General features: G+C 38.8%; 16 protein-coding genes and 5 pseudogenes. 11 read left to right on the forward strand and 10 right to left on the reverse strand.

Features of this window, described 5'->3' with window-relative positions; translation table 11 throughout:
- Positions 1-131: 131 nt before the first annotated feature.
- Positions 132-348 (forward strand): annotated as a pseudogene (locus C7Y70_RS10955) (endonuclease III); the annotation flags it as partial.
- A 188-nt stretch (positions 349-536) separates the two neighbouring features.
- Here the strand turns inward: C7Y70_RS10955 and C7Y70_RS10960 are convergent.
- Positions 537-1469, reverse strand: coding sequence for a LysR substrate-binding domain-containing protein (locus tag C7Y70_RS10960; RefSeq protein WP_135474954.1), 933 nt, complete (start codon positions 1467-1469; stop codon positions 537-539).
- 138 nt (positions 1470-1607) lie between these two features.
- Between C7Y70_RS10960 and C7Y70_RS10965 the strand changes: the two genes are divergently transcribed.
- The 4 genes and pseudogenes from C7Y70_RS10965 to C7Y70_RS20660 form a co-directional block, all read left to right on the forward strand.
- The gene (locus C7Y70_RS10965) at positions 1608-2309 is read left to right on the forward strand and encodes a CPBP family intramembrane glutamic endopeptidase (protein ID WP_135474955.1); all 702 of its coding nucleotides are present in this window, start codon (positions 1608-1610) and stop codon (positions 2307-2309) included.
- Positions 2310-2419: 110 nt separating this feature from the next.
- A pseudogene (locus C7Y70_RS10970) lies at positions 2420-2612 on the forward strand (endonuclease III); the annotation flags it as partial.
- A gap of 212 nt (positions 2613-2824) precedes the next feature.
- Positions 2825-3553, forward strand: coding sequence for a hypothetical protein (locus tag C7Y70_RS10975; protein WP_135474956.1), 729 nt, complete (start codon positions 2825-2827; stop codon positions 3551-3553).
- 67 nt (positions 3554-3620) lie between these two features.
- Positions 3621-3882, forward strand: a pseudogene (locus C7Y70_RS20660) (endonuclease III); the annotation flags it as partial.
- Between the two features lie 62 nt (positions 3883-3944).
- Here C7Y70_RS20660 and C7Y70_RS10985 read toward each other — a convergent pair.
- The 3 genes from C7Y70_RS10985 to C7Y70_RS10995 all read right to left on the reverse strand — a co-directional run bounded on the left by C7Y70_RS10985 (position 3945) and on the right by C7Y70_RS10995 (position 6548).
- Positions 3945-5348, reverse strand: coding sequence for a serine hydrolase (locus C7Y70_RS10985; RefSeq protein ID WP_135474958.1), 1404 nt, complete (start codon positions 5346-5348; stop codon positions 3945-3947).
- Positions 5349-5473: 125 nt separating this feature from the next.
- Entirely contained in the window at positions 5474-6070 is a 597-nt protein-coding gene (locus C7Y70_RS10990) for a hypothetical protein (protein ID WP_135474959.1), read from the reverse strand.
- 1 nt (position 6071) lies between these two features.
- Entirely contained in the window at positions 6072-6548 is a 477-nt protein-coding gene (locus tag C7Y70_RS10995) for an RNA polymerase sigma factor (protein ID WP_135474960.1), read from the reverse strand.
- A gap of 193 nt (positions 6549-6741) precedes the next feature.
- On the opposite strand from C7Y70_RS10995, the pseudogene C7Y70_RS20795 reads away from it, so the two are divergent.
- Positions 6742-6936: pseudogene (locus C7Y70_RS20795) on the forward strand (endonuclease III); the annotation flags it as partial.
- A gap of 192 nt (positions 6937-7128) precedes the next feature.
- Here the strand turns inward: C7Y70_RS20795 and C7Y70_RS11005 are convergent.
- Both C7Y70_RS11005 and C7Y70_RS11010 read right to left on the reverse strand, forming a co-directional pair.
- Positions 7129-8145: a serine hydrolase domain-containing protein gene (locus tag C7Y70_RS11005; protein WP_135474961.1), complete on the reverse strand. Its 1017-nt coding sequence runs from the start codon at positions 8143-8145 to the stop codon at positions 7129-7131.
- Entirely contained in the window at positions 8142-8861 is a 720-nt protein-coding gene (locus C7Y70_RS11010) for a helix-turn-helix transcriptional regulator (protein ID WP_135474962.1), read from the reverse strand. The genes C7Y70_RS11005 and C7Y70_RS11010 overlap by 4 nt, the downstream gene beginning before the upstream one ends.
- Positions 8862-9097: 236 nt before the next feature.
- On the opposite strand from C7Y70_RS11010, the pseudogene C7Y70_RS20670 reads away from it, so the two are divergent.
- A pseudogene (locus tag C7Y70_RS20670) lies at positions 9098-9336 on the forward strand (endonuclease III); the annotation flags it as partial.
- Positions 9337-9760: 424 nt separating this feature from the next.
- On the opposite strand, the gene C7Y70_RS11020 reads toward C7Y70_RS20670, so the two are convergent.
- Positions 9761-10279 carry a hypothetical protein gene (locus C7Y70_RS11020; RefSeq protein WP_135474963.1) on the reverse strand — a complete coding sequence of 173 codons (519 nt, stop codon included), beginning with the start codon at positions 10277-10279 and terminating at the stop codon, positions 9761-9763.
- A gap of 164 nt (positions 10280-10443) precedes the next feature.
- Here C7Y70_RS11020 and C7Y70_RS11025 point away from each other — a divergent pair, with 164 nt between their 5' ends.
- Positions 10444-11493, forward strand: coding sequence for a helix-turn-helix transcriptional regulator (locus C7Y70_RS11025; protein ID WP_135474964.1), 1050 nt, complete (start codon positions 10444-10446; stop codon positions 11491-11493).
- Between the two features lie 314 nt (positions 11494-11807).
- On the opposite strand, the gene C7Y70_RS11035 is transcribed toward C7Y70_RS11025, so the two are convergent.
- Positions 11808-12704 (reverse strand): LysR family transcriptional regulator, encoded by an 897-nt coding sequence (locus C7Y70_RS11035; RefSeq protein ID WP_135474965.1) that lies wholly within the window; start codon positions 12702-12704, stop codon positions 11808-11810.
- Between the two features lie 108 nt (positions 12705-12812).
- Between C7Y70_RS11035 and C7Y70_RS11040 the strand changes: the two genes are divergently transcribed.
- From C7Y70_RS11040 to C7Y70_RS11050, 3 genes are read left to right on the forward strand one after another with little or no spacing between them, the layout of a single operon-like run.
- Positions 12813-13832 (forward strand): NADP-dependent oxidoreductase, encoded by a 1020-nt coding sequence (locus C7Y70_RS11040; protein ID WP_135474966.1) that lies wholly within the window; start codon positions 12813-12815, stop codon positions 13830-13832.
- A 22-nt stretch (positions 13833-13854) separates the two neighbouring features.
- Complete coding sequence (locus tag C7Y70_RS11045) at positions 13855-14571, forward strand: hypothetical protein (RefSeq protein WP_135474967.1); 717 nt, start codon at positions 13855-13857, stop codon at positions 14569-14571.
- The gene (locus C7Y70_RS11050) at positions 14568-15494 is read left to right on the forward strand and encodes an MBL fold metallo-hydrolase (RefSeq protein WP_135474968.1); all 927 of its coding nucleotides are present in this window, start codon (positions 14568-14570) and stop codon (positions 15492-15494) included. Before C7Y70_RS11045 ends, C7Y70_RS11050 begins: the two co-directional genes overlap by 4 nt.
- Positions 15495-15914: 420 nt before the next feature.
- On the opposite strand, the gene C7Y70_RS11055 is transcribed toward C7Y70_RS11050, so the two are convergent.
- Both C7Y70_RS11055 and C7Y70_RS11060 read right to left on the reverse strand, forming a co-directional pair.
- Positions 15915-16769, reverse strand: a complete 855-nt coding sequence (locus C7Y70_RS11055) for a CPBP family intramembrane glutamic endopeptidase (protein WP_135474969.1) — start codon at positions 16767-16769, stop codon at positions 15915-15917.
- Position 16770: 1 nt separating this feature from the next.
- Positions 16771-17307: a MarR family transcriptional regulator gene (locus tag C7Y70_RS11060; protein ID WP_135474970.1), complete on the reverse strand. Its 537-nt coding sequence runs from the start codon at positions 17305-17307 to the stop codon at positions 16771-16773.
- Between the last annotated feature and the right edge of the window lie 142 nt (positions 17308-17449).

The raw sequence follows: 17449 nt of genomic DNA on the forward strand, positions 1-17449 counted from the left end.
ATTTATTTCATAAAGGCATTTTGTCGATTTTAGGCTCTGCTGAACTGATTTTAGTAACTCAAGAGTCAAGCTCAGCTTTTGGCTAAAAGCAGATCTAAAAATTGAGTCAGTCACAATGCCTACTTTAATTATCTTTTGGCTGGCCTACTATCGCTTTACACACCCACATCGACCGCGTATCCAATCGCACTAAATTTGCTATGGGTAAAACGTAGTACAGGTTGAACAGAAACGTCTAAAAGTTGTACCGAAAGAATTTAAAGTCGATGTTCATCACTGGCTTATTCTTCACGGCCTATATACTTACGTAAACCTAAATGCGGCGCTTGTATTATTGAAGATTTGTGAGAGTTTAAAGACCAGAGTGAATAACTAGGTTCACTTTAATTACACAAGCTGAAAGATGAGTACTCTGGAGTTATGCTTAAAGCTTAATGCAACCGACTTATTGGACTATTAAATGCTAACGCATTTACACACATGCCAATTATCTATCCCTAGTTAATTACACATTTTTTATTTCACGTAAAATGTTTTTAATAAATAAGTTGCTGCTTAACTTTGCTCACAGATGCCTTGAGTTCTTTTGATATCCAATCTCTAAGGTTGGCTATCACTGGGTGATCTGCCTTTTCATGAGAACAGACGAAATAATATGAATATTTCATCTTTACTGCACGTCCTACTTGTTTAAAAAGTTTCATTTCCAACATATCTGTTTCAACTAAACTAGCTCTAGCGATGGCAATTCCTTGCCCCGCCGCCGCTGCCTGAAGTGCAATGTCAGTTCGGTTAAAGCTTTGCTTCTTATGATTGTCAGGAAAACCTAGTGCTTGGTTGCTGAGCCAACCTTTCCAAGAGCTTTCATCACTTCCTTTTTCAGCAATAACATCTATAAGCCAAGGAAAATCTAATAACAGGTTTGGTTGAGCAATAATATTTTCATCTTTAGCTATAGCACCACTTGCTACGGGAAAAACCCATTCATCACAAATAAAGGTCATATGCAGAGCAGGATCGTTAATATCGGTTAGGCGTATTGCGGCATCGATGCCTTCATAATTTAAGTCGATAATTTTATCATCAGTTAGCACCGATAATGGCTGATTAGGGTGTTCTTGGTTGTACTCATTGAGTTTAGGTAGCAACCACTTGGTCGCTAATGACGATATAGTGGTTAAACTTAAAGGAGCTTCAGACATGCTTTTCAAACTGGATAATGTACGCTCTAGCTCAACAAGATTCAGTCGAGACTGATTATATAAACGTTGGCCAACATCAGTCACCTTCATATATCTCGTTGTTCTATTAATAAGTGTTACACCTGTGATTTCTTCCAATTGTTTTATTCGGTGGCTTACCGCGCTTTGCGTCAACCCCAACCGTTCGGATGCCCTACTAAAACCACCCTCTTCAACTATTGCGCTAAATACTTGAAGACAAGTTAACGTTGCCGGATGTAATGCCATTGGAAACCAATTATCTCTTTTACTAATAAATCAATTAAATATTATCATTTAAATAATAAGGACTAAACCATTATTTTAATAGGCCAATACAATACCACCGAAAAGTTAAAACTCGGCAATAGTAGGAAAAATTTGATAATGATAAAGTTAACTTCGAAACAACAAACAATTTTTGAAGTTGTTGTAGTCCTAGGCGTAATGTTACTCGTTAAAGACATCGCAGACAGGTTAAGTGTTATTGGTGCGGGTTCAATCGCAATGTGGTGTGGAATATTTGTCGCAACATACTTTATGAAGAAACAAGACATCACATGGAAAAGTCGCGGATTTAACTTACCTACTGATGGGAGAAGTTTGTTCAAGTCTATAGGCATTGCCATTTTAATAGTGGTGATAGTGCTCGCATTTATGGCAGCAGTAGTTCCGATTATTTCAAGTGCCCTTGATGTAACCATACCCAAAAGCTCTACCGATAGGTTTGAATTCTTATTAGGTAATCCTTTGTATTTAGCCATATATTTACTAGTTGTAATTTGGGTTGGTGCAGCGATAGGTGAAGAGCTATTAATGCGTGGTTTTTTATTGAACAACCTAATGTCGTTATTTGGAGAAAGGAAAGCAGGCATTCTTTCAGCCGTTATCTTGCACGCGACTATTTTTGGTATGCTTCATATATCTCAAGGTATACCAGGAATTATTAGCACGGGTGTTGTAGCTGTCATTTTCGCTTTAGTATATTTATATAACGGTCGAAAATTATTCCCACTGATCATTGCGCATGGGTTGATCAACTCCTTAGGCCTCATCGCTTATTATTTTAGTAACGGAAAAATAACCTAACCCTTTCTAACGTCAAATATAACTGTAATTAATAATATAGGCCGTACAGGAGCTTTTATGGAATATTTAATCTCCGTGGTTATCTTTTCAATTTTTGCATCTGTTACACTCGGACCAAGTTTGCTATGGGTAAAAACGTAGTAGAGGTTGAAAAGAAACTTTTAAAAGTCGTGCAGAAAGAATTTAAAGTAGAAGTGCACCACGGGTTGATTCTACACGGCCGCTATGTGTACCGCCCGCAAACCTAAATGTGGCAGCTGTATTATCGAAGACTTATGTGAGTTTAAAGATAAAACGGAGTAAAGCTTTTATTGGTCTACTGCGTCACCGATATATTAGACTAATTTAAATTAGTAATGGTTGGTTTAAGCGTTTTGTATAAGTGCCTCCACTCTAAAGACTTAACTCCCCTTTCTAGCTTTGAATTTTGTACACTCGCCACAAAATAATTTGGCAATAAAAGCGAATGTCTCCTATTATTTAAATAGTTGGATTATTGTTCTAAAGGCAAAAAAATGGGGGGTAACACAAAGTTGAGTCTAATAAGCAAATTAACTAGATCATTTTCACATTTGCTAATACTTATAGCTGTTCTAGTTACTCCAACTGTAACCGCTCAAAAAGAAAAACTTTCTGTTTCATCACCCAATCACCCCAAAGCTTACTTTTATTGGCCTTTAATTAGTCAAGTTTATAACAGCCTTGGCTTTGATATAGAGATTGTGTCTATGCCATCGGGGCGCGGTTTGAAGGAATTAGAAAAAGGAATGTTTCAAGCTGATGTTGCACGGTTATCATACGCTATAGATACTAGAGAAAGTTTGATAAAATTAACTCCTCCATTAGGTAATGCTATTTTATATTTACTTTGCAATAAAAAAGTAACTTGTGATATCGACACGGCAATGAGTGAACAGAATCGCGTATTTGCAGCGAAAGGCACAAAGCATCTGACTGAAAGCTTAGATCTAAAGTTCAATTTCGCTACGATAGAAAATGCAGCCACATTGCTACAAATGTTAAAAATAGACAGAATTGATTATTTAATTTATTTAGAGCATGAAGATACACTCCCCCTATTTAAAGAAAAATTTAATTTAGTTCAACTTGGTAAGGTAACTATCCACCATACAATCCACAAAAGTATTGGCCATTTAGAAAGTGACATAAGTAACCAATTAACGAATTTACTTCCTAAATTTAAAGAAAAATACAAATACTCCCTCTCCAACATAATAGATTAATTAAACGCTACAGAGCACATTCCTTTATGAAGGGCTCAATCAGTGAAGTCTAATTTTCTTATTTTATCTACTTTCATTATCTTTTGGCTGCCTTACAATAGCTGTCGACACCCATATCGACCGCGTATCCAATCGCACTAAATTTGCGATGGGTAAAAAATGTAGTAGAGGCTGAACAGAAACATCTAAAAGTTGTACAGAAAGAATTTAAAGTCGATGTGCTTCACTGCCTCATTTTGCACGGTCGCTTCACTTGTGTTGCTCACAAGCCTAAATGTGGCGCTCGTATTATTGAAGATTTGTGTAAGTTTAAGGATAAAACCAAGTAAGAAAAAGACGCCTTGTAAAAAGGCGCAAAATGAAAAGCTCTGAGCTGCAAATAACTATCTTTCTATTTTAGTTTTTTGCCAGGAAGTGTTTGACCACCTTGATACATAGTAAGTGACGTTGCTATGCCATTAGCATCAAGCTCAAATTGTATCCTCGCTTTTACTGCATTATTTACAAACTCGTTGATTGAGTTGGCAGTTAGAGGCAGTCTTGGTTGCCCTGTACCTTGAACAAATAACTTATCCCCATCGTGAGTTATCGACAATATAAAGCCAGGTACCAGTTCATACCTCCCAATCAGTTTTGCTAACTCTACTTCAGCCACTTTTACAGGCGTCGTTAGCTTTAAAGATGCCAAAGAATTCGTCAAATAACTGTACCCTACCTCATCCATTAATATAGAAGTGTTCGATAAAATGACGATTCCTTTATGCGAAGTAGGATTAAAGCCAATAAACGAAGCGAATCCGCCAGTTTGACCATTGTGCATATAAACATCACCGTCCGCTGTGCCTTGGATGATCCACCCTAGTCCCACTCTAGTAAGTGAGTTTCCAAATTCGGCCGTAGGCTGGTGGGTCAATTTGATTGCCGACGCTAACTCGTTTTGTTGCATATTGGCTTTTAAATAAAGTGCCATGTCAGTAGCATCTGAAACAACAGCACCTGCGCCAGCCATTGCTGGTAGTTGCCAATAGTCGGTAGTCTCAAGATTTCCGTTGTGCCCTTTGCTTCTTCTTGTCAATGCAGATTTAGGCACTTCAACAAAGGTATTCTTCATTTTTAATGGCTTTAGAACACGTTGCATCAACATTTGCTCGTAATTCATATCATCAATTTTAGCAAGCGTGTGCCCTAATAAACCAACTGCAAGGTTTGAGTATTCTGGTGACTCACCTACCTCACGAGGCAAGGTGTATTGATTAAGAAACTCGTACATCATTTCTGTCGTGTAATCTACATATGGATTTAACGGGTTACTAAACTGCATATTACTTGGAAGTCTAGGTAAACCCGAACGGTGACTTGCCAAAGACTCAAACGTGATGGCTTTGTCATTTTTCATTGGTAACTTGACTGACTTAGGCAAATAGTTTTGAACGGGATCGGATAGTTTTAACGTGCCTTCGTCGACAAAGGTCGCAAGTGCCGTAGATGTCATTACTTTGCTAACAGAGCCAATTTCAAACAAGGTGTTCTGGTCGATTTCTTGAGCCGTTTCCTTGTTTGCAACACCAACGTTAATAAAGCTCACTTGACCGTTTTCGATGATGGCAACGGCGATCCCAACACTCAGTTTTTCAGTTTCTACTTTGTGTTTAAGCACCTTTTCTAGTTCAGCATTTGCAGCCGATGAGCTACCAGAGGCTATCGCAATTATTAATGTGATCAAGACGACAATAATCGTCGAAGAAGAAGCTTTCTTATTACTTTGTTGTTTGCTGTTTGTTTCTTTGTTGTTCATGGTCGAAATTCCTTAGTCAATTTTGGCCGCATTTGCCCGAAGCGACTTGCTCAACAAGTCGCTCAAAGCGCCATTAAAGGTTTATGAATTAGAGAGTTAGAAAAGAATGAGCTGGCTTTGGTTAGTTAGCTCATTTCTGCCAACCGTTGCTCAATGTTCTTTAACAATGGGGCAAACTTATTTTTGGCAGCACGTTTATTTAAGAAGTACACACCCAAAACCAGCAAACCAACACAAGCGTAATACCAAACCATGCCCAACGCTATTTGAGGAATACCTTGTTCGTTCACTTTTGCACCTAACGTGATGAGTAAAATTGCAACCGTCAGCGGTGCTATGTACCACCATACAACCGACTCCAACATCTGTTTTTGTTGCTGAATTTTTTGTTTTTCTTGGACTAAAAAGTCCTTAACGCTGTCACTTTTCTTAGCGTTTACTTTTTTTGCAGATATCAGTCGATATGGGATGTATATGCAAGCGACAATCGCGATGATTAAACCAATACTTTGCATCGTGCTTGCCGAATTTAATAGACCCCATATCCAAACCGGGATAAGAAATACTGCAATTCCAATTTCGAGAAAATCGCGACGTTTAATCTCCTTATCAATCTTAGTGGTTTGTTGCTCAATCATGTCAATCACCTCAGTTAAATTATCAGGAGTTGATTCGGTTTCAATGGCTTGTTGCCAGTCTTGCTTTAAATCATCTAGCTTCATATCAATCTCCTATGTAATTGGTTTCAAATTCATTTTTAATGCGCTTAATACGCGACCTAACGGCATTGGAACTAATACCAAGCACTTTGGCGCTGTCGTCCGAAGATAGCCCATCTAAGTACATCATCAGCAAGCTCGCATCTATGTCACTCAGCCCATCCATAAATCGATTAAGAATGTCTGCTTGGCAGCTGTCCTGCGTAGGCTGAAGCGCTTGTATTGATTGGTGTAATGGAGACTGTTTAATCTCTTTTTGCTTCACTGCTGCCCTTACAAATGTGCAAGCCGTATTCAATGCCACTTTAAAAACCCACGTTTCTTGTTTCGACTCGCCGCTAAACGACTCGAAACTTCTCCAAAGCTGCAGTAATATTTCCTGATACATGTCGTCAAATTCGCCGTCATGACTATATCGGGAAGCAATGTAACGTATGCGACCTTGGTTGTTGATAATCATTTGTTCGAATTGTTTTCGCATCTGTATTTGCATATTACCAATTGGTTAGATATTTAATTAGTCGGTGATAAAACACGATTGTGTCACAGTGAATAAAAATTTTTATAATTAACTCGTTCTCCACTATTAAAGTCCCTTGTTATCACCAAAGTACGTTAAGTCGAAAACCATACAGGAAATAAACCAAGCACTTCATCTACCTTAATTATCTTCTGGTTGGCCTACAACAGATGTCGACACTCATATTGTTTGTTTATTAAACCGTATAAAGTTTGCTATAGGGAAAAACGTTGCTGAAGCAGAAAAAAAGCTCGAAAAATGAGTACCTAAAACGTTTAAAGTTGTGTGCACCACTGGTTGATAGTACACGGTCGCTGTATTATCGAAGACTTGTGAGTTTAAAGATTAGACTGAGTAAAGTTGGAACTCTAATTTACTCAGTCTATCTAACCCAAACCAGCTAAATCTCGTTTATATTGAGCAAGGTGTTTCACTATTATCTGAAATAAACGTTATATATTTAGAGCTTTCAAAACCGAATTAGGTTAATAATGCTTGCTAACGTTTAAGTGCTCAAAAGCAGGTTAAGTGACCTGAAAACTTAATTAATCGATTGGAACAGTGCCTCTATATCGTCTTTTATTAAATAGAGTAAGTTTTTGTTTCCATCACTGGACATAACGACTAAGGAGAGTTGAGAGGTCAAATTTGTATACTTCAGCACATGGTGGGAAGGATTACTGCCATCATGTTTAATCGCAGAAATTTTTTCATTTTCCATATAAAACTGGCCAAAGTCATATTCAATGTGGTTCGGTTTTCCCGACAATTTGTGTTTGGATATATACCTCAAAACCGACTTCCCATTTAAAGCTTTTCCGTCTAGCAGTGCCATTTCCCAAAGTAATAAATCAGATGCGGTAGTATAGATTGTTACACCGTTTATGGCCGTAGGATAATCACCAGCAACCTGTTGCTTTGACTGATTAATTGTTATTGATTGAATTGTATTCGTCATTCCTAACGCGTCTAAGAAATGATCTTTTAAATATTTATCGAATTCCTGCCCTGTTATGTTTTCAACAATTTTAGCTCGCAACATCACATTAATGTTGCCATACAAATAATCAGTACCGGGTGGGAATTCTAAAACTTCCAAAGCCATTACTTGGTCCATGACATCTTGGGTTGTGATGTTATTTTTCCAGCTAATTTTAGGCAGACCTGATGTATGGGAAAGTAAATGCTTTACTTTGATTTTTTGCCCCCAAGGTGGAAGTGTTGGAATATACTTGCCAATGAGATCATCGAGTGTCAAACGGCTTTCATCTATTAACTTCAAAAGCGCAACTGTTGTAAACTCTTTACCAACTGAACCACTGCTAAATAAGTGCTCTGCGTTTAACTTAGTGTTTTGCTTTTGGTAGCCCACAGAGTAAGTAAAAATGGGATTTGCTTTTAGTTTTATCGCAATCGAACCATTAAATCCATGCTGGGTTTGAAATTGCTCAATAATCTTTACTACTTTATCATTCAACTCAGACTCTAACGTGTTTGCCTCTATTGTGATAGGTGTAATAGCTAACAAGACCAACCAAAAAACGTAAATTCTTTTCATGACTTGCTCTCCCCTTTATGAGGTACAGCATTTACTTTAAGTATATGCTCTAGTCTGTGCTTTAAGGGCCTAAACCAAAGCTCAGATATCAATATCCCGTATACAAGTGGTCGAATAGCATAGGTGAAGTAATTTGTAAGGTGCAATAGGTCAATTTGAGAGTGGTTAACTATTGTTAATCCACATACTAGCGAGCTAACTATACCAACAATGTATGCATAATCACGCAACGATTTTATTATCGCAATCTTCTTACTGACCCCCTGTACGGCCGTTGGCAAACGAATAATCCACGCCGTCGCAGCTAAACTTGATAAGGTTTCTCTAATGCCATGTGCGACACAAGAAAGAGTAAAGGAAATACCTAATATTAAGCAAGCGCTTACCATTTCCCAGTTTGGGTATTTACTCGTTAAATCAATGATAAAAAAAGCAGACAGAAACAAAACAATCATGCCAATCACTCCGCCCCAATTTACTTCTCTAGCATGAACAACCTCATCATCAATTTGGTTTACCTCAACGTCAACGTGTAGTTCTTTAGGGCTTAATTCGAATACAGATGCTAATGCCATAGCAGATTCAAGTGAACAAACCCCTTCTTTTTCGATTCGTTGTATGGTTCTTTCACCCAAGCCAGATATTTCTGCAAGTGTATTTTGAGACCATCCATGCTCTTTCCTAAGCGTGACAATTTTATTTTTACATACTTTCATCTTTGTTTATAACTCCTGTCTTTCAGTTGCAGATAGTATGACTAACTCGATTGATATTCAACACGTCAGATAGCCGCCAGTTTCCTGCCAACTAGAGAAACAGTGAGCTTAAACGACTCTTGTATTATTTTTAAATAAATTCCCTTGAGTCTAATTACGTTGACTTGCCGCTAAACAAGTCGGTATGAATTTATTAAAAATAGAGTGCTTATCTACTTTCTTTACCATCTAACTGACCTACCATCGTAGACAGAGATATTTACCGCATTTCCAACCGCACCAAATTAGCTATGGGTAAAACGCTTTAAAATTTTAAGAAAAGTTACTAAAAGGCCTGCCCGCTGAATTTAAGGTAGGCGTACATGAATGTATTATTTTGCACGGCCGCTACATGTGTTCGACCCGTAAACCTGAATGTGGTAACTGTATTATTGAAGATTCGTGTAAATTCAAGGATAAAACAGATCAGCCTTAATTCCACTTAGGGTTGTTAAAACAACCAATAAACGGATTTAAGGCATTGTATTTTCGTGATGTTGCTTCAAGCGATGAGCGAGCTTAATTATAAGTAGGTTCGAGCACAGTATGTAATTCATTTAAGCACAATTATACCCAAACCACCTCAAGATGCAGAATTCAGCGTTTCACAGGGGCTTAATATCAAGGCGTTAGTTTGCAAGAATGGCAGTCCCTTTTAATAAGTTACAACGATGAAAGTAAGTTCCTGTGAAGCGCCCAGAGGGTTGGTTTAAAAGCGATTTATACTGCGTTATTGATTTTAACAATAGAACCACTATTACTTGCAATCAATGCCTTGCCTAAATCGCTTTTAACTCCAACTGAAACTCGCATCTTGAGGAGGCTTGGGTATAGATCTCCTCCCCTACCTTAATCACTGTTTAGTTGCTACTTTTATTACTCACCTGTTTTTTGCGTCTCCATGGCTCAATAGGTTGTGAAAAATATCTCCACCAAACGTATTTCCAAGGGACACAAATAATGATTAAACCAACCCCAATTAGCGATCCTTTTACACTTACAACGCCCGGAATTGGCTCACCTGCCATCCATAGTGGCAGTGCGACAGCAGCCAACCAAACTACTTTCCAAACGATTTCAAATAGCATAATAGGTAGAAATGCTATTGGGCGAAACATGCCGCCGATAGCCAATAAAGCAAGTGTAAATAAAAGCGAATGCCCCACACCTCGCCATGATGTCCACTCAAAAGGCCCCTGTAAAATAGACATCAACTGCCATTTACCAATGACAAACACTAATCCCGCAAAAAATACTCTAAGTCCCCAAGTTTGCCATAGTGGTACTAATGGCGCGTTATTTTGCGTTAAATTGTCTTCGTTTTTAATACTTCTACTTGTAATAACACTGTCGTTATTTGTGATCGATTTACTGTTCATAGCAATAACCTTATTGTTCAAATTTCGCATCAATACTCGCATGTCGTAAGGCCTGAGGAGCATCAAATTTGAAAATCGATATACGAAAATGAACAAAAACAAGAAGATTATAGAAAAAGAACTGAGTTACTGTAAAATAGCGTCAGAAACAAAGGGAGTAAAAGTTGGAACTGTTAAATCTAGCCCAATTAATTATAATTTTGCTAAGTCTTATATTAGCCATCTTTCATTTTCGCCTAAAAGAAAGGCATCTTTTACACTTTGTTTTTGCGATTTTCTGTGCATCAACTTCTATGTATGTCGCACACAAGTTAACCAATGTCTTTTGGGAACCTTATCACCATTTAATCGGTATGCTGGGAGTTGGCGTCTCTAGTGCATATTGGCTATTTGCTCGCGCTTTTTTCCGAAAAAATAACTCTATTAGTCGTCACCATCTAATTTTTGTTGGGTTACTTTCAGCATGTCTAATATTGCAACACCTTTTACTTCTTTCTAAAAAGTTGTGGCTAGCCCATTCAGTTTGGCTTTCCTTATTAACAAACGTTTTAACTGAAATAATTTCGATTTTGTACCCGGGTATGCTCATTCTTATTTTCTGGGAAGGATATCGGGTGTTAAATAGTTCAACTGCATTACAGCGCAAAATGGCAACTATTTACCTATCGTCATTCATTTTTTGCGTTGTCAGTGTCATGTTAATAGGTGCAACTCTTCCAAATGATTTATTGGCTGGCACTGGACGAGACTGGCTCTCGACTTTCGCGTTTTTAGTCATACTGATCAGCACTCATGGATTAATACTCTTCCGCCAACAGCAACTTGATCAAAAAGAACAGAACACAGCGCCCTCTGCTCAGGAAGAACCCGCACTAGCCCAACAAATCCAGGCGATTCTGGTTGATGAAAAACGTTATTTGGAATCGAGTTTACGAGTTGCTGACATCGCTCGTGAATTGAACGTGCCCGAATATCGTATCCGTTCTGTAATGCTCAACCATTTTAATGCTAAAAACTTTAACCATTACGTAAATCAAATGCGTATTGAATATGCTAAAACCATTTTGATTGCACCGGATAAAAGTGACTGGCCTGTACTTGTTGTTGGAATTGAAAGTGGTTTTGCTTCCGCCGCTCCATTTACACGAGCATTTAAGGAGTTTACTGGTTTTACACCTGGCCAGTATCGTAAGCAGCAGTTAGAAAACAAATAAGTCATTTTTGCTAGGATTAGCAAAATTGAAATAGCGTTCGCATAGTATCAGAAAGCTAAAATAAAACGCTCTTCAACGTTTATATCTCGCTTAAACATCACCATACTTTATCGCGTATCAAACCGCTCTCGATTTACCATAGGTAAGAACAATATTGGAGTAGAAAAAAGTTCGAAAAGTGATATTTAAAGAGTTTAAAGTAGATATGCACCATTGGTTTATTCTGCACGGTCGCTATAAGTGCCCCCCCGTAAACCTAAGTGCGGCAACTGTATTTTGAATACTTTTATGAGTATAAGACCGGATAACCCTACTTATTGCTCTTCAATCGCGATAGAACCAGTAAATCGGTGTAACCAACCAGCCGCTAGGCTCGGTTTATAGATAAGTTCTATATGCTCTTGGCAACTGTGCTCACATCCCACCACATCGATAATCACTAACCCTGCATTACGGGCAACAAAGTCTGGCACATACGCAAGTGCAATCCCATTGTTAACCAAGGACATCAGCACACTAAACTCGGAACACCGATAGGTGATAGTACGAGGCACTTTATCGTCGCGCCAGCCGTCAGAACCAATGCCTCTTTTGATACCACAAAAGGGCGATACACTCGGACAAGCAAAACCGAATTCACGCAACTGATCAACAGTGACCTCTCCATCTGGAAAGCGTTTGAGCAAAGGGTGCTGAACTGCTGCTACGACTTTAAACTCAGAAGTACCAAGGTGTATGCTCGCAAGGTCCTCTCTGTAGGAACTTTCTTCTAGTGCAAACCGAGTTACCAAAGCTAAATGTGCCTGCCCCGTATTTACCTGCGCAATGGCACGGCCTTCCCAAACCGACTCTAAACTGTAATCATAATGTTCTTTGTTTAACCCTAAGGTAAGTTTGGGAATATAGTGCTGAAGTAACAATGAAGGCCCGACCATCTTCACCAATGTTTTATTTCTATCGCCACTAAACTCACTAATTGCTTGCTCTGCTTCATGCACCAAATGTGATGCATAGTGACGAAATTTCTCACCGTGTTGATTGAGCCGAATGTTTCGGCCAACCCTGTCAAAAAGTCGTATGTTGAGCTTGGTTTCAATGCGCTTAATTGTTTTTGAAAGCGCTCCTGCTGTAATGTTGAGCTGTTCAGATGCTGTTTGTAAATTTGATGTCTCAGCAACAATTAGAAATTTGTTTAAATCTTCGGTATCCATTTAATCCATCATTTCCAAATTGGAATCATTAGCAGAATAATTATAGCTTACCGAGACATAAATTACATGCAACAATTTCGCTCATTATATACAAGAGGTGCGATAGAAATGAGCAGTTATCAGTTGAAGCAATGGTTTTACGTAAAACGACCTAATGAATTTGTAGGCACAGAGCACTATGAACTCAGAGAGTCTGATTTTAGTCCCCAATTGTCCAAAAATGAGGTGCTGGTAAAGTCTGAATACATTTCTGTTGACCCTTACATGCGGATCCAGCAAGCAGCAACACACTCATGGGAACCACCTCACCCTTTAAACACTGTGCAGGGTGCTGCGGTTGTAGCTAAAGTACTTGAATCAAACAATGACAACTTCCAACCCGGAGACTGGGTGAGCGGATATATCGGCTGGCAAACTCATGCTGTTGTGCACGGCAATGAAATACAGACTATCGATCCTGAACAAGCCGATGTAAAAACTGCATTGGGGATCTTAGGTATGCCAGGCAGAACTGCGTGGTTTGGACTAATGGAAGCTGGCAAACCCAAACCCGGTGAAACTGTACTCGTATCTGGTGCTGCAGGCGCCGTTGGCTCGCTCGTAACTCAGTTTGCTATTAAAGCTGGATGCCGTGTGATCGGTATTGCGGGTTCTGAAGAAAAATGTGAATGGTTAAAAACAATGGGGGTCGATGAAGCACTGAACTACAAGTCGTATTCTTCGGCGCAACAATTGCAAACTAAACTTTTGGAGCTGGGTGGTGTTGACGTGTACTTTGATAATGTTGGGGGCATGATAACAGATGCAGCGTTGACCAGTCTGAATCTGAGGGCCCGTGTTGTTGTTTGCGGCCAAATTTCACAATACAACGGCGGTCTGGATATCCCTGAAGTGGGCCCTCGCTTTTTACATCAGCTTTTGTATAAACGAGCTTCTGTGCAAGGAATATTGGCACGTGATTTTACTCACCGTATGGCAGAAATGATCGAGCATGTTGCCCCTTGGATCAAAACGGGTGAAATAGAGTTCAAGTCCACAGAGGTCTGCGGTTTTGAATATCTGCCAGATACATTGGCTGGATTATTTGAAGGGCAAAACACCGGAAAGGCAATAGTCCGTGTTGTATAATAACGTATTAAGTGTACCAGCCATGAAAAACATAACGCACATCCTTTTCACATTGTTAATATTAACAAGCATGACTTTAGATGCACAAACTTCCCTTAATAAACATGACCTACATGAAAAACATACACGAGTAGGTTCTCATGGCATGGTGTTGTTTACTAACGGCAAGCGTCTCTTTGCCAGTCACTTACCTTTATATCAAGCGCCTCACGATTACCAACTTGTTTATGAAGTAGAAAGTACACATCGCCAGCAATTGCTGGAACACTTAACGCAAACAAATAAAACGACACACGCGCACTATGTGGAAAACATGATAACGCTGCTGCCAGCAACGTTTGACTTAAACACACTTATCGACGGTCAATCTTTTGAGATAGAAACTCAGTTTTACCTTGGCCACTTTGAGCGAGGTGGTGAGAAATGGCTGCAGGATAAAAACTTCACATTTGTCCGTCAAATATACAAACGGCCACTAACAACTTTGCGTACCGCTGGAAAACCAAGTCAAATAGAGTGGCATATTTTGGATACAGGACCAGATAACAAGCAACTGCTTATCCATCCTATTCAAGCTGCGCCATCGTTTGACGCAATCGTGTTTGGTCATCAATGCCTTGCTAATAGCTTAGTGAATCAGTCCGAATCAATGCCTGATATTGGTACGTTGTATTCTAAAATAAAGCAATGTCAGTCGATGGAAGTGTTGTACTTTGAAATAAGGGATTTTGCCAAATGAAGTTAATACTTGTACTGCTTTCAATTGCTTTATTTTCTTCGGACAATTCATTAGCAAGAGAAAATGATTTTGATAAACGAATGGCTAGACTTGCAAAACACACATGGATTCACGGTTCACCAATGTGTGAGGGTAATAGTGATCCGTCCATAGAAGTTTATCAGTTTTCAGATACAACCTATATACTCAGGCAAAGCAAATGTAGCCACTACGAAGCCCCCTTTATTTACCTATTATTCGGTAAGAACAAGGTTTTTGTACTCGATACTGGAGCGACATCAGATCCAGTTACATTTCCATTGTTTCGAACCATTGAATCCATCGTCAACAAGTTAGCTGAACAAAGAAGGCAGAGTTACGACAATTTATCTTGGTTAGTTGCTCATTCACATGGGCACGGAGATCACATTGCAGGTGATACTCAGTTTCTAAATCAACCTAATGTATCCCTGATCAAGCCGAACTTGGAGTCGGTCAAGCAAGCATTCAGATTGCACGGCAACAAGTGGCCGAACGTTCATGCTAATGTTGAATTAGGGAATCGTCACCTCACTATTATTGCACTACCAGGACACAAGTCAGATGCAATAGCGGTATATGACAGTGAAACCAAGTGGCTACTTACAGGCGATAGTCTTTATCCGGGTCGCTTGTATGTGAAAGACTGGGAAGCATTTCGTAATAGCATAGCCCGGCTAACTGATTTTTCGCAAAATAATGTCATATCGGCATTAATGGGTACGCATATTGAAATGAAGAATACCCCAGGACAAAATTATAAAATGGGAACGACCTATCAGCCAGAAGAAGCAGCGCTACCTATGTCCGTTAAAGATCTTAGCCTGCTAAATGAAATAATGCAGAGCAGAAATTCACCATCACGGGTGGTTACAGACCACTTTATTGTTTATCCAATCGATTGATGCCAAGCTAAGTTAGTGATTGCTCAAGCCCTATTGCTAAAATCATTCGACTGGGTGAATTTGAGTAACTGGAATTCGTTTCAAACCGCCAAGCACGAGCATTCCACAATCTACTGTTGTTATCTTTTGGCTGCCCGACAATAGCTGAAGATACACGTATATTCCGTGTGAGCAATCGGGCTATTACAATGGGTAAAAATGTTTAACAGGTTGAAAAAAGCCTCTTAACGTTGTGCCAGCAAAGTTTAAAGTAGAAGTACAATACCCTTAAATCATACATGGCCGCTTTGTAAAGACTGCTCGCAAACTTAGAAGCGACTCATGTATTGTTAAATAGTGATGTGAGTTTAAAGGCAAAACTGAATAATGTTTTATGTTTATTCAATTGATGCTTTGATTAGTATATCCCTCAACAGGGCATTATGTTTTTTGAGCTAATGAAGAAAACTCCTTTACCCCTTTTCTCCAATAGACAAACGCAACAACGGAGGCAACCAACGCTAATACAGCCCCAAATTCATCAATGTAATAACTTGAGTTCTCGTTTGTAATGGTAATCGGCGTAAAAATTTTCTGAATAAATATATTAGAAGCACCATGATACATAACAGCAGTCCAGACACTGTCTGTTTTTAACCGGATATAAGCCATGATAGTTCCGCTAGAAATAATGAATAACGTAAAGAAAAATAGTTGATAGTAAATGGATGTATCGCTATTTCCATACAACCCTAAAAAAATCAACGGCCAATGAAACGCAGACCAAAGTATGCCACTTACTAACGCGACCCCTGTAAATGATGTGATTTTAGAAAGCTCAGGAACTAATAGCCCTCTCCATCCAATTTCTTCACCTAAAATAGACGGAATTGACATTATGAAGCTGATACATGCGACTAAAATCAAATGAAAAAGAAATATACTTAAATCATTCCATTCGCTTAAGTTATAGCTTTGCTTTTTGTCCGCTAAGAATTCACTGTTGTATAATTCACCGCCCCCCAAAGACCAAATAAGTAAATAAGCCACTGACGCAATAGCAAAGGGTATTAGGTAGCTTTTCCATTGAACTTTCCAACTCCCCCATTTCCAACCCAGCTCAGATAAACTCTTCTTTCTCACTAAACAAGTTAAAATCGTAGCAGCTCCTACTGACAACATAAGGGGCGTTGCTTGCCCCATTCTAAATATCAGCCAAAATCCTAGGAAGTAAAAAGCAATAACGAAGGCCAAAAATGTGGCGAGTGTAATATAGGTGTTTTTAGTCGCGTTCATATTAGGCGTTCTCATCTTTTTTTAAAGCAACTCGTTGCTTATATGATTGTAAGTGTTCAGGAAAACGCTTGCCAAAAGATTGGTTTTGAAGTGCTGTTATTGCTGAATTAAGCACACTTTGAATATCTACTCCTACTTCGTTAGATAAGTCTTTAAATGCTTGCTCAGCGTCCAAACAATACAAATTTAGTATCTCAGATTTTTCTTGCCCTTTAGGCGTCAAGTGATACAAGGTTCTTCGCTTGTCATTACCATCTTTGATGCCTTCAACTAATTCTAGCTTGAGCATTATTTTTAATCGCTGAGAAACCAACTGATGAGATAAATTTAGTCCCTGGGAGATTTGCATAATAGATGCGCTCTCTACATTAGATAAAAACAACAATGTAGATGATGCAAAAACAGGAAAACCCATTTCTTTTTCAGTATATAACTCTTCAGACTGGCTTTGTATAAGGCAATGTAAATCAAAAACAGACTTTGCCATAAAAGCATAATTCGATCTTATTTGATTACTAAAATGTGATTCTTTAGTCATGAATTTAATTCTCTTATTCAAATCATAAATATCCGCAAGCACTTGCGAAAGCTATTGCTAATATAGGTAGGTATTACATGTCATGCAAGGAACTATTTGTAACATTATTTAAATTCACACAGTTCCATGCGCCTCAAATATG

It is taken from the genome of Pseudoalteromonas sp. KS88 (genome assembly GCF_004766475.1).
GTDB lineage: Bacteria > Pseudomonadota > Gammaproteobacteria > Enterobacterales > Alteromonadaceae > Pseudoalteromonas.